Below are 14,720 nucleotides of genomic sequence, written 5' to 3'. Positions count from 1 at the left end.
GCCGCCTTCACCGCTCCGCGGCGGGCGGCCGGACCCGACCCTCCGACGCGGGCGCGGTCGCCTGGTCGGCGCGGAAGTCCAGCCGTCCGTCGCGGACGTCCACCGTGACCCGGCCGCCGCCGGAGACCGTGCCGTTCAGCAGCAGCCGGGAGAGCTGGTTGTCCACCTCGCGCTGGATGGTGCGGCGCAGCGGCCGGGCGCCGTACTCCGGCTGGTAGCCGCGCTCGGCCAGCCAGTCCACGGCCGCGCGCGTGAACTCCACCGACACGCCCTGTCCCTCCGCCAGCCGGCGGGTGCTCTCCAGCAGCAGATCGGTGATCCGCCGCAACTGGTCGCCGCTCAGCTGCCGGAAGACCACGATCTCGTCGATCCGGTTGAGGAACTCCGGCCGGAAGTGCTCGCGCAGCGGCCGCAGGATCTGCTCGCGCCGCGCCTCCTCGTCGGCGTCCGCGCCGCCCGGCCCGAACCCGATCCCGGCACCGCGCCGGGTGATCGCCTCGGAGCCGAGGTTGCTGGTCATCACGATGACCGTGTTGGTGAAGTCCACCGTGCGGCCCTGGGAGTCGGTGAGCCGGCCGTCGTCCAGCACCTGGAGCAGGATGTTGAAGACGTCCGGGTGCGCCTTCTCCACCTCGTCCAGCAGGAGCAGCGAGTACGGGTGCCGGCGCACCACCTCGGTGAGCTGTCCGGCCTCCTCGTGGCCGACGTAGCCGGGCGGGGCGCCCACCAGCCGGGAGACGGTGTGCCGCTCCTGGTACTCGCTCATGTCCAGCCGGACCATCCGGTCCTCGCTGCCGAACAGCGCCTCCGCGAGCGCCCGGGCCAGCTCGGTCTTGCCGACGCCGGTCGGGCCGAGGAAGAGGAAGCTGCCGATGGGCCGGTCGGGGCTGGCGAGCCCGGCGCGCGAGCGCAGCACCGCCTCGGAGACCACGGCGACGGCCTCCTCCTGGCCGACCACCCGCTGGTGCAGATGCTGCTCCAGGCCGAGCAGCCGCTCCTTCTCCTCCTCGGTCAGCCGGCTGACCGGGATGCCGGTCTGCCGGGACACCACCTCGGCGACGGCCTCCGCCGTCACCTCCAGCCGGCCCTCGTCGGCCTTGCCGTCCTCGCTGGCAGCCGTGATCCGCTGCCTCAGCTCGGTGATCCGGTCGCGCAACTGCTTGGCCTGTTCGTAGTCCTCGTCCGCGACCGCCTGGTCCTTGTCCCGGACCAGCTGTTCCACCTCGCGCTCCATGGCGCGCACGTCCGTGCCCTTCGTCCGGGAGCCGAGCCGCACCCGGGCGCCGGCCTGGTCGATCAGGTCGATCGCCTTGTCCGGCAGCCGCCGGTCGGTGAGATACCGGTCCGACAGCTCCACGGCGGTGACCAGCGCCTCGTCGGTGTACCGGACCTGGTGGTGGGCCTCGTAGCGGTCGCGCAGCCCGCGCAGGATCTCGATCGTGTCCCCGACCGTCGGCTCGGGCACCAGGATCGGCTGGAAGCGGCGGGCCAGCGCCGCGTCCTTCTCGATCCGGCGGAACTCCTCCAGCGTGGTCGCGCCCACGATGTGCAGCTCGCCGCGCGCCAGGGCGGGCTTGAGGATGTTCCCGGCGTCCATTCCGCCGCCGTCGCCGCCGGAACCGGCGCCGACGACGGTGTGCAGTTCGTCGATGAAGACGACCAGCCGGTCGGAGTGGGCGCGGATCTCCTCCACGATGGTGTTCAGGCGCTCCTCGAAGTCGCCCCGGTAGCGGGTGCCGGCCACCACCCCGGTCAGGTCCAGGGCGACCACCCGCCGCCCGGCGAGCACGTCGGGCACGTCGCCGTCGGCGATGCGCTGCGCCAGTCCCTCCACGACGGCCGTCTTGCCGACGCCCGCGTCACCGATCAGCACCGGGTTGTTCTTGCCGCGCCGGGACAGCACCTCGATGGTCTGCTCGATCTCGGAGTCCCGGCCGATCACCGGGTCGACCCGGCCCTGCCGGGCCAGCTCGGTCAGATCGCGGCCGTACTTGTCCAGGGTGGGCGTGCCGGTGGGCCGCTGCCGCTCCGGGCGGGGCGGCGTGCTCTCCGGGGCCTCCGGCGGCATGGGACGCGGCTGGAAGCGGGCCGCGTGCAGGATGTGCCCGGCCGCCGAGTCCGGGTTCGAGGCGAGCGCGCTGAGCACGTGCTCGGGGCCGATGTACCCGGCGCCGCTGGCCCGCGCCATGTCGTGCGCGTCCAGCAGGGCCCGCTTGACGGCCGGGGTCAGGGACAGCGAGGTCGGCGGCGGGCCCTCGCCCGGCGGGTGCTGCACCGGGCCCGCCCGGTCGTCGATCTCCGAGGCGAGCGAGTCCGGGTCGGCGCCCGCCCGGGTCAGCAGGCTCCGGGTGGGCTCCGTCGACACGGCAGCGCGCAGCAGGTGCTGGGTGTCCAGGTCGCGGCTGCCGTGCTCGGCGGCGTACTGGGCGGCTCCTCTGACCATCTCCCGGGCCGGCTGGCTGAGCAGGCGGCCGATGTCGATGTGGCGCGGTGTCCCGCCGGCGGCCCCGCCGAAGAAGCGGGCCAGGAAGTCACCGAAGGGGTCAGGAGGGTAGCCGTTGGTCATGGCGTGCGTTCCTTCGCTGACGGCATGCGGAGCGGCCGGGCAACCCGGGCGGGTCGCCCATGCCCACGATGGCACGATCCGTGGGGCCGGGCATGTCAGCCTGCCGGGCAGCCCCTCGCGGCCGCTCCGGGCATGTCCGCCTGCCGGGCAGGGCTCCGCGGCCGCTTCAGGGCGTCTGTCGTGCCGTGAGGATCCGGGGGCCCGACTCCGTGACGGCCACCGTGTGCTCGACGTGGGCCGCGCGGGAGCCGTCGTCGGTGCGCAGGGTCCAGCCGTCCGGGGCCTCGTGGTAGCCGTCCTTGCCGCTCGCGATCAGCATGGGCTCGATGGCGAGGACCATGCCGGGGCGCAGCGGGAGGCCGCGGCCGGGGCGGCCCTCGTTCGGGACCTCGGGGTCCTCGTGCATACGACGGCCCACGCCATGGCCGCCGAAGCCCTGCGGGATGCCGTAGCCGGCCGTGCGGCAGACCCGGCCGACGGCGTGCGCGATGTCCCCGATACGGCCTCCCACCACGGCCGCCTCGATGCCCGCGGCCAGCGCCCGCTCGGCGGTCTCGACCAGCCGCAGGTCGGCCGGGCGGGGCCGGCCCACCACGAAGCTGATCGCGGAGTCGCCTGCCCAGCCGTCCAGCACGGCGCCGCAGTCGACGGAGAGCAGGTCGCCGTCGCGGAGCCGGTAGCCGGTGGGGATGCCGTGCACGATCGCGTCGTTCACCGAGGCGCAGATCACCGCGGGGAAGGGGGTCGGGGCGAAGGAGGGGCGGTAGCCGAGGAACGGCGAGGACGCGCCCGCCTCGCGCAGCACCTCCCGGGCCACTTCGTCCAGCTCCAGCAGCGAGACGCCGACGCGAGCGGCCTTCCGTACGGCCGTCAGGGCACGCCCTACGACCTGGCCCGCAGCGTGCATCGCGTCGATCGATGTGTCGGTCTTCAGTTCCACCATGCCAATTACTATACCGGTATTTAAATTGGATGGTGACGGGGGCGGGGCGGAGGAGGGGCAGAATGGGGGCATGGTGCGCACCCCTCTCACTCCCGAAGAGCGCGAACGCGGTGAGCGGCTCGGGTCGCTGCTGCGCGAGGCGCGCGGCGACCGGAGCATGGCGGACGTCGCCGCGGCGGCGGGCGTCTCGGCCGAGACGCTCCGCAAGATCGAGACGGGCCGGGCGCCGACGCCGGCGTTCTTCACCGTGGCCGCGCTGGCGGGCGCGCTCGGGCTGTCCATGGACGAGCTGGTGACACGGTGCGCCCTGGTGCCCCTCTGAGCCGTCCGCACCGCGCCGGGCCGGACCCGCTCCTCCACCGGAGTGTGAAACATGATCGACCCCGCGGGTTGACGACGATGGTCTTGGCAAGGGCCGCCCGGAGGCTTACGTTCGTCCCTCTACGGCCCGCTCTACGGGCGTAGAGGCTCTGACGTCGTGTCGAAGGAGCAGCTCATGGCCAACGTCGTCCGCGCCGCACTGGTCCAGGCCACCTGGACCGGCGACACCGGGTCCATGGTGGCGAAACACGAGGAGCACGCCCGCGAGGCGGCCCGCCGGGGAGCGCGGATCCTCGGATTCCAGGAAGTCTTCAACGCCCCCTACTTCTGCCAGGTCCAGGAGCCCGAGCACTACCGCTGGGCGGAGCCCGTGCCCGACGGCCCGACCGTGCGCCGGATGCGGGACCTCGCCCGGGAGACCGGCATGGTGCTCGTCGTCCCGGTCTTCGAGGTCGAGCAGTCCGGCTTCTACTACAACACCGCCGCCGTGATCGACGCCGACGGCAGCTACCTCGGCAAGTACCGCAAGCACCACATCCCGCAGGTGAAGGGCTTCTGGGAGAAGTACTACTTCAAACCCGGCAATCTGGGCTGGCCCGTCTTCGACACCGCCGTCGGCAAGGTCGGCGTCTACATCTGCTACGACCGCCACTTCCCGGAGGGCTGGCGCCAACTCGGCCTGAACGGCGCCCAGCTGGTATACAACCCGTCCGCCACCCACCGGGGCCTGTCCGCCCACCTGTGGCAGCTGGAACAGCCCGCCGCGGCCGTCGCCAACGCGTACTTCGTCGCCGCCATCAACCGCGTCGGGCAGGAGGAGTACGGCGACAACGACTTCTACGGCACGTCGTACTTCGTCGACCCGCGCGGACAGTTCGTCGGCACGGTCGCGAGCGACACGAGCGAGGAACTCCTCGTGCGCGACCTGGACCTGGGCCTCATCGACGAGGTGCGGCGCCAGTGGGCCTTCTACCGCGACCGCCGCCCCGACGCCTACGAGGGGCTGGTGCGGCCGTGAACGACCTCTACTCCCGCCACCGCGGCGTCATGCCCGACTGGCTCGCCCTCTACTACGACGACCCGATCGAGATCACCCACGGCGAGGGCCGCCACGTCTGGGACTCCTCGGGCCGCAGGTACCTGGACTTCTTCGGCGGCATCCTCACCACGATGACCGCGCACGCCCTGCCCGAGGTCACCAAGGCGGTCGCCGAGCAGGCCGGCCGGCTCCTGCACTCCTCGACCCTCTACCTCAACCGGCCGATGGTCGACCTCGCCGAGCGCATCGCCCGGGTGAGCGGCATCCCGAACGCCCGGGTGTTCTTCACCGCCTCCGGCACCGAGGCCAACGACACCGCCCTGCTGCTCGCCACCGCCTACCGGCGCAGCAACACCGTCCTGGCCATGCGCAACAGCTACCACGGCCGCTCCTTCGGCGCGGTCGGCATCACCGGCAACCGCGGCTGGTCCCCGACCTCCCTGTCCCCGGTGCAGACCCTGTACGTCCACGGCGCCGTGCGCACCCGAGGCCCGTTCGCCCACCTCGACGACCGCGCGTTCATCGACGCCTGCGTCGCCGACCTGAAGGACGTCCTCGGCCACACCCGGACCCCGGCCGCGCTGATCGCCGAACCCGTCCAGGGCGTCGGCGGGTTCACCTCGCCGCCCGACGGACTGTACGCGGCCTTCCGCGAAGTGCTCGCCGCCCAGGGCGTCCTGTGGATCGCCGACGAGGTGCAGACCGGCTGGGGCCGCACCGGCGACCACTTCTGGGGCTGGCAGGCGCACGCCCGCAGCGGCCCGCCGGACATCGTCACCTTCGCCAAGGGCATCGGCAACGGCATGTCCGTCGGCGGGGTCGTCGCCCGCGCCGAGATCATGAACTGCCTGGACGCGAACAGCATCTCCACCTTCGGCGGCACCCAGATCACCATGGCCGCGGGCCTCGCCAACCTCGCCTACCTCCTCGAACACGACCTCCAGGGCAACGCCCGGCGCGTCGGCGGACTGCTCGTCGAACGGCTCCGGGCGGCCACCGCCGGGCTGCCCGGGGTGCGCGAGGTGCGCGGACGCGGACTGATGATCGGCATCGAGCTGGTGAAGCCGGGCACGGACGAGGCCGACCCGCAGGCCGCCGCCGCCGTACTGGAGGCGACCCGCCGGGACGGGCTGCTCATCGGCAAGGGCGGCGGGCACGACAGCAGCGCCCTGCGGATCGCCCCACCGCTCTCCCTCACCGTCGCCGAGGCCGAGGAGGGCGCGGCGATCCTGGAGAGCGCGCTCAGGAGCCCGTACTAGAGAACGGGGTACGGCCATGACCACCGCCTGCCAGTCCCGGCACGGCCGGGAAGCCGCCCCGTCCGTCCGACGGGCGCTCACCGGCCGGGTCCGGCCGGCCGACGACGAGGCCGCGCAGACGGAGCACATCCGGTTCCCGCACCGGGCCGTGCCCGCCGCCGCCGTGCCCGGCCTCGGCCGGGCCTGCGCGGCACCGACCGATTCGGTGCGCCGGGCCGCCGAACGGCGCGGACCGCCGATGGCCGTCCCGCACCATCCCTTCGCCTTCGCCTTCGCCTTCGCCTTCGCCGAGCCTGACCGGAGCGGGCCGGTCGCGGCCGGTGCGCCGGAAGACCGCCGCCGTCGGCCTCCCGCGGAGCCCGAGCCGAGTGACCGAGGAGCAGCATGAGCAGCCGTACCGTCATCCGCCACGGTCTCGTCGTCACCGCGTCGGACGAGATCCACGCCGACGTCCTCATCGTGGACGGCCGCGTCGCCGCGCTGGCCACGCCCGGCTCGCAGAGCTGGACCGCGGACCGCGAGATCGACGCCACCGGCAGGTACGTCATCCCGGGCGGCGTCGACGCGCACACCCACATGGAGCTGCCGTTCGGCGGCACCCATGCCTCCGACACCTTCGAGACCGGCACCCGGGCCGCCGCCTGGGGCGGTACGACGACCATCGTGGACTTCGCCGTGCAGAGCGTCGGCCACACCCTGCGCGAGGGCCTGGACGCCTGGCACGCCAAGGCCGAGGGCAACTGCGCCATCGACTACGCCTTCCACATGATCGTCTCCGATGTGAACGACGAGACGCTCAGGGAAATGGATCTCCTGGTCGAGGAGGGTGTGACCTCGTTCAAGCAATTCATGGCCTATCCGGGCGTCTTCTACTCGGACGACGGCCAGATCCTGCGCGCCATGCAGCGCTCCGCCGAGAATGGCGGGCTGATCATGATGCACGCCGAGAACGGCATCGCCATCGACGTGCTGGTCCGGCAGGCGCTGGCCCGGGGCGAGACCGGCCCCCGCCACCACGGCGAGGTCCGCAAGGCGCTGCTGGAGGCCGAGGCCACCCACCGCGCGATCCGGCTCGCCCAGGTCGCCGGGGCGCCGCTGTACGTCGTCCACGTCTCGGCGGCGGAGGCCGTCGCGGAGCTGGTCAGGGCACGCGACGAGGGCCTGAACGTCTTCGGCGAGACCTGTCCGCAGTATCTGTTCCTGTCCGCCGACAACCTCGCCGAGCCGGACTTCGAGGGCGCCAAGTACGTGTGCAGCACCCCGCTGCGGCCCCGCGAACACCAGGCCAGGCTGTGGCGGGGCCTCAGGACGAACGACCTCCAGGTCGTCTCCACCGACCACTGCCCCTTCTGCTTCACCGGCCAGAAGGAACTGGGCCGCGGCGACTTCTCCAAGATCCCCAACGGCCTTCCCGGCGTCGAGAACCGCATGGACCTGCTCCACCAGGCCGTCGTGGACGGCCACCTCTCGCGCCGCCGCTGGATCGAGATCGCCTGCGCCACCCCGGCCCGCATGTTCGGCCTGTACCCGAAGAAGGGCACCATCGCACCGGGCGCCGACGCGGACATCGTCGTCTACGACCCGCACGCCGAGCAGGTGATGTCCGCCGCGACCCACCACATGAACGTCGACTACTCGGCGTACGAGGGCAAGCGGGTCACCGGACGCGTGGAGACGGTCCTCTCGCGCGGCGAAGTCGTCATCGACCGGCGGGAGTTCACCGGGCGCGCCGGGCACGGCGTCTTCACTCCGCGCGCCACCTGTCAGTACCTGGACTAGGAGTGGCGACCATGGACTTCGGACTCGTCCTGCAGACCGACCCGCCCGCCTCCCGCGTCGTCTCCCTGATGCGGCGCGCCGAACGCAACGGCTTCCGCTACGGCTGGACCTTCGACTCCGCCGTGCTCTGGCAGGAACCCTTCGTGATCCACAGTCAGATCCTCGAGCACACCGAGCGGTTGACGGTCGGGACGATGGTCACCAACCCGGGCACCCGCACCTGGGAGGTCACCGCCTCCACCTTCGCCACCCTCAACGACATGTTCGGCAACCGCACCGTCTGCGGCATCGGCCGCGGCGACTCCGCGATGCGCGTCGCCGGCCGCAAGCCCGTCACCTTGGCCCGGATCAGCGAGGCCATGAAGGTCATCCGCGCTCTCGGCCGCGGCGAGGACGCCGACCTCGGCGGCACCAGGATCCGCATCCCGTGGATCAAGGAGGGCGCCGAACTCCCGGTCTGGATGGCCGCGTACGGCCCGAGGGCACTGAAGACGGCCGGCGAGGAGGCCGACGGGTTCATCCTCCAGCTGGCCGACCTGTACCTGACCGAGTACATGGTGAAGGCCGTCAGGGACGCGGCGGTCGCCGCGGGCCGCGACCCGTCCGAGGTGAAGGTCTGCGTCGCCGCCCCCGCCTACGTCACCGCCGACGACTCGCCCGAGGCCCTCGCCCATGCCCGCGACCAGTGCCGCTGGTTCGGCGGCATGGTCGGCAACCACGTCGCCGACCTCGTCAGCCGGTACGGCGAGCACTCCGCCGACGTCCCCGCGGAACTCACCGACTACATCAGGGCCCGGCAGGGCTACGACTACGCCCACCACGGACGCAGCGGCAACCCGGACACCGCGTTCGTGCCCGACGAGATCGTGGACCGGTTCTGTGTCATCGGCCCCGCCGAGCGGCACATCGGGAAACTGACGGCGCTGCGCGCCCTCGGCGTCGACCAGTTCGCGCTGTACGACATGCACGACGCCCAGGAGACGACGATCGACGTCTACGGCAGCCGGATCATCCCCGCCGTCAACTCCTGACCGCCGCACTCCCGGTACGGCGGCGGACAGCGCCGCTCACCCCGCCGACCGACGGCCGCCCGGTCCCGGCGCCCTCCTCGCTCGCCGGCTACGGCCGGGCGGCGGGCCCGGGCACCTTCCCGGCGGTGTGCCGCGCACCGGTCCGGCTCGCGCCACCGGGTCCGGCGTCGGGCCGGGCGCACGGCCCGCGGCGGACCGGGCGGAAACCGGCCGGTAGCCGGGCGTTGTCCGGCAGGATGCCGGTGGGGCACGCCCGGACCCGGCCGCCGGACCACGGCAGCGGGCACCATGGCGGCGGAGGGGATGCACATGAGTGACGCCGGAACCGTGTCCGCGGCCGACCGCGCCGCCGCCGCGCTGGCCCGCACCGACCAGTTGTCCGTACCGGTCGAAGCGGAGACCTACACCGGGATACGAGGACCGGAACTCGACGCCGTGATCAACGAGTTGGAGGAACTGCTCGCCGGTCTGGCGGGATCGGCGGAGAGCGGCGCGACGGCCGCCGCGGTGGCGGCCCGGCTCGGCCGGTGCCGGGCCGTACGGTTCGTCCTCCACGGCGCTCCGGCCGACCGGGAGCGCGCGCTGCCGCTACTGGACCAGGCCCGTACGTCAGCCCTGCTCGGCCCGCAGGAGCGGGAGGCGGCCTACCGGGGGCTGGTGGCGCTGACCGGGTTCCGGCTGGTACGGCTCGCCCGTGACAGCTCCGTCTTGACCGCGCCGCACTGGACCGTCGACCGACTCGTGTCCCTCTCCGAGCTGGGCACCCCTCTCGCCCAGGGCGGGTCCGGCATCGTGGAGGACAGCGCGCTGCTCGTGCGGCTGCTGCTGGAACGCGAGCAGCAGCGGATGACTCCCGAACTACGCGACAGACTGGAGGCGTTCGGCGGACTGACCGACGCGCTGCTGACCGACGACACCGGCGCGTTCGTCCGCGAGGCCCGGCCACTGCTCGACGCCATGACCGACGGATCGCTGCCGGCGTCGACGAGCACCTTGCTGACCCTGATGCTCGGCGAGATGGAACGGTCCCTCGCCACGTCCCCCGCGCGGCCCGGGACACCCGGGGACGGGCCGGCCGAGGACACCGGCGCGGCCGTGGTGACCCGGGACGCCCTCACCGAGTTCCTGGCCCTGGCCGAGGTGATGTCACCCGGGATCGTCGGACCGCAGAACGTCTCCGGGCTCCTCGCCGAACTGATCGGAGAACCCTCCGCCGCCGGCCGTAAGGACGGCCGCGCACCCATGCCGTCCAGGATGATCGGCGCGCTCGTCCACTGCGCCCAAGCGCTGTACACCGGCGACCTGGAGGGCTTCCGGGAGGCGCTCCGGCTCATCCACGAGGCGTGGGCCGGCGGCGAGTTCGACGGTACGGTCCACCGCGAGTGGCTGCCCGCCATCCTCCCCGTCCTCTTCCTCGGGGCCTCCCTCACCGGCGGCAGCCTGGTGGACGAGGAGCTGGCCCGGGACCTGTTCGAGGCCCAGGAGTGGGACGGCGACCCCACCGGCGTGCACTCCGCCAACCTGCGCCTGTGCGGGGAGACGATGCGGCTCCAGGCACGGCTCACCTCCGCGCTGGACCGGGGTGACACCGCGGCCGTCGAGGACGTCATCGACGCGCTGTGCGAACTGGAGCTGGACGCGGCCTACGCCGCCGCCGAGGAATGGCCCGGCACCCTCGTCGGCTTCGTCCTCGGGACCGCCTATCTCGGCCTCGTGGTGATGGACGGCGCGGGTGACGACCGCACCGCGCACCTCCGGGCGGCCGGGCACCACATGCAGCGGGCTCTGGAGGCGTCGGTGGACATGCCCGTCCTGCGCAGCCTCCTCGACATCGCCTGGGCCCCGCTGCTCACCCTCACGGCGATCACCGAGTCGGACCCGGCCCGTATCGCCGAGGGCGTACGGCGCGCCCGGACGGCGCTGGCGAACACCGAGTTCACCGGCGTCCTGCGGCCGAGGTCGCACGGCGCCATCGCGTACGCCCTGGACACCCTGCATCTGCTCACCGGGGACGCCGGAGCGCTCGACGAGGCGATCGGCGAGCTGACCGTGGGTCTGGAGGGCCTGCCCGAGGGCCTGCCGGGCGGCGCCGGCATCACCTGGGACCTGGCCGCGCTGCACGCCAAGCGCGCCGGGCTCCGGGCGGGCGCCCCCGGCGCCGGCGAGGACCTGTCGGCCGCCGTCGGACTCGCCCGCACCTCGCTGCGGCACTCCGCCGACGAGGTCCTGCTCCAGCAGGGCGTCGGCCGCGGCCTGCGGATCGCCCGCGCGGCGGCCGACCGGGGCCGCGCGGCGGCGTTCTGGGCGCTGCGCGCCGGACGCGCCGAGGAGGCGATCGCATGCCTGGAGGCCGGACGGTCCCTGGTGCTCGGGGCCGCGGCCGTCTCCGCGGGCGTCGCCGACCGGCTGGCCGCCCTCGGCGAGAGCGAACTGGCCGAGCGGTGGCGGGCCGCCGCCGACCAGGACCGCGGTGACGACCGCTCGCTGTGGGAGCTGTCCGCCGACGTGGCCTCCGGCGGCCCGGCGAACGGCTCCCCGATGGAGGTGCTGGCCGCGGTCGGCACGGGCGCACCCGGGCTGCCCGGTGACCTGCGGCGCCGCTCGCTGGAGCTGCTGCGCGGGCGGGGCGGGGCCGAGCTGGAGCCGGTGCTGCCCGCCGCGGACGACCTGCGGGCCGGGTTGCGGGCGACGGGCGCGGACGCGCTGCTGTACCTGGTCCCCGGTGTCGACGACCGGGACGGCGCGGTGCTGGTCGTCCCCCGCGACGGCCCCGCCGTGGCGCTGCCGCTGCCCGTGCTGACCCCCGAGGGCCGCGGTCCCGTCGCCGCGTACCTGGCGGCCGGCGCGGACCGGCAGCGGCTGGAGACCGCCGCCGGCGCGACGGAGCCGGAGAGCACCGCACGCCGGGAGGAGAAGGAGCGTGCCGAGCGGCGCTGGCTGCGGGCCCTGGACGACCTGTGCGCATGGGCCGGCGAGGTGCTCGCCCCCGCCCTGGACCACCTCGCCCTGTGGCCCCACGCCCTCACCGAGTCCGGCCTGCGCTCCACCTCGGCCGGGGGCGCCGACGTGTGTTCCGCGTCGGCCGGGGACACCGGCGCGCGTCCCGCGTCGGCCGGGGGTGCCGAGGTGAGCCCTGCCCTGGGCGGGAGTGCCGGTGTGCGTTCTGCCTCGGTGGTCGGTGCGGACGCGTGGGCTGCCTTGGCCGGGGATACCGGCGTGGGCTCCGCTCCGGTCGCCGATTCCGACGCGCTCCCTCCTCTGGCCGGGGACACCGGCGCGCGTCCCGCGTCGGCCGGGAGTGCCGACGTGTGCTCCGCCCCGGCCGGGAGTGTCGAGGCGAGCCCCGCCCCGGCCGGGAGTGCCGGCGTGTGCTCCGGTCCGGCCGGGAGTGACGGCGTGGGGCCTGCCCCGGACGCCGGGGCCGGCGTAGGCGGTGCCGTGCGGCTTGTGCTGGTGCCGTGTGGGGAGTTGGGGGTCGTGCCCTGGCAGGCGGCTCTGCTCCGGCCGTCCGCCGGGCTCGGAGTGCCGCGGCCGGTGCGGGCCTGTGAGGTGGCCGTGCTCACCCACGCGGCCTCCGGCCGGGAGTTCCTGCGGGCCGCGGCCCGCAGGCGCATGCCGCTCGCCGGCCGGCCCGCCCTGGTGTTCCACGGCGGGGACGACCTGGAGTGGGCCGAGGAGGAGATCGACACCCTGGCCGCCGTGCACTACCCGGGCGCCGTGGTGCACCGCCCGCACGAGGACCCCGCGACCCCGGAGACCGTACTGGCGCTGCTCGGCGGCCGGGCCGCCGCGCCCGCCTCCCTGGTGCACCTCGCCTGTCACGGACTCGCCGGTCCGGACCCCACCCGCTCGGCCCTGCTCCTGGCCGACCCCGACCGGGCCGACGAGCCGGCCCGGACCGCCGGCCTCACCCTGAGCACCCTGCTGGAGACGCCCGCCGAGGGCGACGCCTTCCGGTCGGCCGGCCCCCTGGTGGTGTGCGGCGGCTGCGAGACCGACCTCACCACCCGCGACCACGACGAGGCCCTGACCGTCACCTCGGTCATGGTGCACCGGCTGGCCGCCGACGCCATCGGCTCCCGGTGGAAGGTCGACGACAAACGGTCGGAGCTGATCATGATCGTCCTGCACGACGCCCTCAACCGGGGCCTCGCGCCACCGGACGCGCTGCGCGCCGCCCAGCGCTGGATGCTCACCGCGCCGCACGAGCGCCCGCTCGTCCCGGCGCTGGAGGACATCTCGGCCACGCGGCTCGCCGAGGACTTCCGGGAGCGGCCCGACACCTGGGCCGCCTTCGTCCACCACGGCAACCCGGCACCGGCGGCGCCCGCCGCCCGGCAGCGGGAAGGAGAGACCGTATGACCTCAGAGGACCTGCTGAGGCTCCTGGAGAACCACTGGATCACCGTCGCCGGCGGACTCGACGCGAAGGCAAACCGCCAACTGTCCGAGGCCCTCGCGGAGTTGCGCGCGGAGACGGTCGCCGGCAACCCGGCCGCCGTCGCCCGCACCGTACGCCGGCTCAAGCGCACGCTGTCCGCGCTGCCGTCCGGCCACCCGGTGGCCGAGGCGCTCGGCGGCCACCGCTACGCCGGAGCGGTCCACGAACTGCCCCGCCTCGCCACGATCGACGCGGTGATCGGCGTCCTCGGCACCCCGCCGCCCAGCCCGGGTGAACTGCTCCGCGCGGCCCGCCGCCGCCTCCTCGCCGCGCCCGCCCTGACCGAGGCCGAGCACGCGGCCCTGGCCGAGGCCGGGACCGCACCGCCGGACGGAACCGGGACGCCGGCACCCACCGCGTCCGAGCACCCCGCGCCCGAACCGGCCCCGCCGCCCGGCGGACCGGACCCCGCCCTGATCCGGCTGCGCGACCCGGACGACGGCGTCCGCTACCCCCGCTTCCAGTTCCGGACCGGTACGGCCGAACCGCTGCCGGTCGTCCGCCGGATCAACGTCCTGCTGTGCGCGGACCGCGACCCGTGGGGCGCCGCCGACTGGTGGCTGGGCGGCAACCGGTGGCTGGGCGGTGTCCCGGCGGAACTGCTCGGCGTGGTGCCGGACGACGCGCTGGAACGCGCCGCCGCCGAACTGGTGGGAGCCATCTGATGGGCCGGCAGATACCGCCCGAGGGAGTCGCCATGGAGCCGGTGCGCCACGTGCTGCCGGCGGGCACGGTGCTGTGGCGGTGCCACGAAGAGCAGTACCAGGCGGCCGAGTTCAACCCGAACGTCGCGCACGAGTTCTTCCACGGCGGCCGCTTCGACCCCACCGAGAGGGACCCGTACCGCTATCTCTACGCCGCCCTCGACCCGGTCACCGCGCTGAGCGAAGTCCTGCTGCGCTCGGTGGACTACGGCGACGACGGGGTGCGTCTGATCCCCTGGGCCCAGGCGTCGCGGTACGTCCTGTCGGCCCTGCGCACCACGGCCGACCTCTCCCTGGTGGACCTGACGACGGCCGAGGGGCTGGCCGCGGTCTGGCAGGACCACTGGCTGATCGACACCAAGGAGTACGCCGGCACCCGGTACTGGGTGCGGGTGATCCGCGAGCGGTGTGACGACGTGCAGGGGCTGTGGTGGACGTCCAAGCGGTGCCGGCCGCGCACGGCGCTGCAACTGTTCGCGGACCGCTGCCCGGCCGAACCCCTCGACCCCCGGCCCCAAGAGTGCCTGCGGCTCTCGTCCCCGCAGGACGTGCGCGAGGTCAACCGGCTGCTGGCGCCGCTGCACGCGGTCATCTCCGTCCCGGAGGACTGAGCGGGTCACCACGCGGACCGCCCCGGC

At 74.0% G+C, this 14,720-nt stretch carries 11 protein-coding genes; 9 read left to right on the top strand and 2 right to left on the bottom strand.

Features of this window, described 5'->3' with window-relative positions:
• Positions 1–7 precede the first annotated feature (7 nt).
• Entirely contained in the window at positions 8–2,566 is a 2,559-nt protein-coding gene (locus tag SCK26_RS07905) for an ATP-dependent Clp protease ATP-binding subunit (RefSeq protein WP_318200546.1), read from the bottom strand.
• Between the two features lie 166 nt (positions 2,567–2,732).
• The gene (gene map, locus SCK26_RS07900) at positions 2,733–3,509 is read right to left on the bottom strand and encodes a type I methionyl aminopeptidase (RefSeq protein WP_318200545.1); all 777 of its coding nucleotides are present in this window, start codon (positions 3,507–3,509) and stop codon (positions 2,733–2,735) included.
• Between the two features lie 70 nt (positions 3,510–3,579).
• Between map and SCK26_RS07895 the strand changes: the two genes are divergently transcribed.
• From SCK26_RS07895 to SCK26_RS07855, 9 genes are all read left to right on the top strand, one after another.
• Entirely contained in the window at positions 3,580–3,831 is a 252-nt protein-coding gene (locus tag SCK26_RS07895; RefSeq protein ID WP_318200544.1) for a helix-turn-helix domain-containing protein, read from the top strand.
• A gap of 174 nt (positions 3,832–4,005) precedes the next feature.
• Positions 4,006–4,848, top strand: coding sequence for a nitrilase-related carbon-nitrogen hydrolase (locus tag SCK26_RS07890; RefSeq protein WP_318200543.1), 843 nt, complete (start codon positions 4,006–4,008; stop codon positions 4,846–4,848).
• 29 nt (positions 4,849–4,877) lie between these two features.
• Complete coding sequence (locus SCK26_RS07885) at positions 4,878–6,128, top strand: aspartate aminotransferase family protein (protein ID WP_318205954.1); 1,251 nt, start codon at positions 4,878–4,880, stop codon at positions 6,126–6,128.
• A gap of 16 nt (positions 6,129–6,144) precedes the next feature.
• A complete protein-coding gene (locus tag SCK26_RS07880; protein ID WP_318200542.1) occupies positions 6,145–6,516 on the top strand; it encodes a hypothetical protein in 372 nt (123 codons plus the stop codon).
• On the top strand, positions 6,513–7,907 hold the full coding sequence (hydA, locus tag SCK26_RS07875; RefSeq protein WP_318200541.1) for a dihydropyrimidinase: 1,395 nt from the start codon (positions 6,513–6,515) through the stop codon (positions 7,905–7,907). Before SCK26_RS07880 ends, hydA begins: the two co-directional genes overlap by 4 nt.
• Positions 7,908–7,918: 11 nt before the next feature.
• Positions 7,919–8,938 (top strand): TIGR03842 family LLM class F420-dependent oxidoreductase, encoded by a 1,020-nt coding sequence (locus SCK26_RS07870; protein WP_318200540.1) that lies wholly within the window; start codon positions 7,919–7,921, stop codon positions 8,936–8,938.
• Positions 8,939–9,247: 309 nt separating this feature from the next.
• Entirely contained in the window at positions 9,248–13,300 is a 4,053-nt protein-coding gene (locus SCK26_RS07865; protein WP_318200539.1) for a CHAT domain-containing protein, read from the top strand.
• Complete coding sequence (locus SCK26_RS07860; protein ID WP_318200538.1) at positions 13,297–14,043, top strand: hypothetical protein; 747 nt, start codon at positions 13,297–13,299, stop codon at positions 14,041–14,043. Before SCK26_RS07865 ends, SCK26_RS07860 begins: the two co-directional genes overlap by 4 nt.
• Positions 14,043–14,693, top strand: a complete 651-nt coding sequence (locus SCK26_RS07855) for an RES family NAD+ phosphorylase (protein WP_318200537.1) — start codon at positions 14,043–14,045, stop codon at positions 14,691–14,693. Before SCK26_RS07860 ends, SCK26_RS07855 begins: the two co-directional genes overlap by 1 nt.
• Positions 14,694–14,720: the final 27 nt, after the last annotated feature.

Origin of the sequence: Streptomyces sp. SCL15-4, assembly GCF_033366695.1 — a bacterium.
GTDB lineage: Bacteria > Actinomycetota > Actinomycetes > Streptomycetales > Streptomycetaceae > Streptomyces.
The sequence above is the reverse complement of the archived record's forward strand: the minus strand, read 5'-3'. Positions and strand labels throughout refer to the sequence as shown.

Excerpts from the sequence above, each read along its gene's own strand:
- SCK26_RS07905 (WP_318200546.1), bottom strand. The coding sequence starts at position 2,566 with ATGACCAACGGCTACCCTCCTGACCCCTTCGGTGACTTCCTGGCCCGC.
- map (WP_318200545.1), bottom strand. The coding sequence starts at position 3,509 with ATGGTGGAACTGAAGACCGACACATCGATCGACGCGATGCACGCTGCG.
- SCK26_RS07895 (WP_318200544.1), top strand. The coding sequence starts at position 3,580 with ATGGTGCGCACCCCTCTCACTCCCGAAGAGCGCGAACGCGGTGAGCGG.
- SCK26_RS07890 (WP_318200543.1), top strand. The coding sequence starts at position 4,006 with ATGGCCAACGTCGTCCGCGCCGCACTGGTCCAGGCCACCTGGACCGGC.
- SCK26_RS07885 (WP_318205954.1), top strand. The coding sequence starts at position 4,878 with ATGCCCGACTGGCTCGCCCTCTACTACGACGACCCGATCGAGATCACC.
- SCK26_RS07880 (WP_318200542.1), top strand. The coding sequence starts at position 6,145 with ATGACCACCGCCTGCCAGTCCCGGCACGGCCGGGAAGCCGCCCCGTCC.
- hydA (WP_318200541.1), top strand. The coding sequence starts at position 6,513 with ATGAGCAGCCGTACCGTCATCCGCCACGGTCTCGTCGTCACCGCGTCG.
- SCK26_RS07870 (WP_318200540.1), top strand. The coding sequence starts at position 7,919 with ATGGACTTCGGACTCGTCCTGCAGACCGACCCGCCCGCCTCCCGCGTC.
- SCK26_RS07865 (WP_318200539.1), top strand. The coding sequence starts at position 9,248 with ATGAGTGACGCCGGAACCGTGTCCGCGGCCGACCGCGCCGCCGCCGCG.
- SCK26_RS07860 (WP_318200538.1), top strand. The coding sequence starts at position 13,297 with ATGACCTCAGAGGACCTGCTGAGGCTCCTGGAGAACCACTGGATCACC.
- SCK26_RS07855 (WP_318200537.1), top strand. The coding sequence starts at position 14,043 with ATGGGCCGGCAGATACCGCCCGAGGGAGTCGCCATGGAGCCGGTGCGC.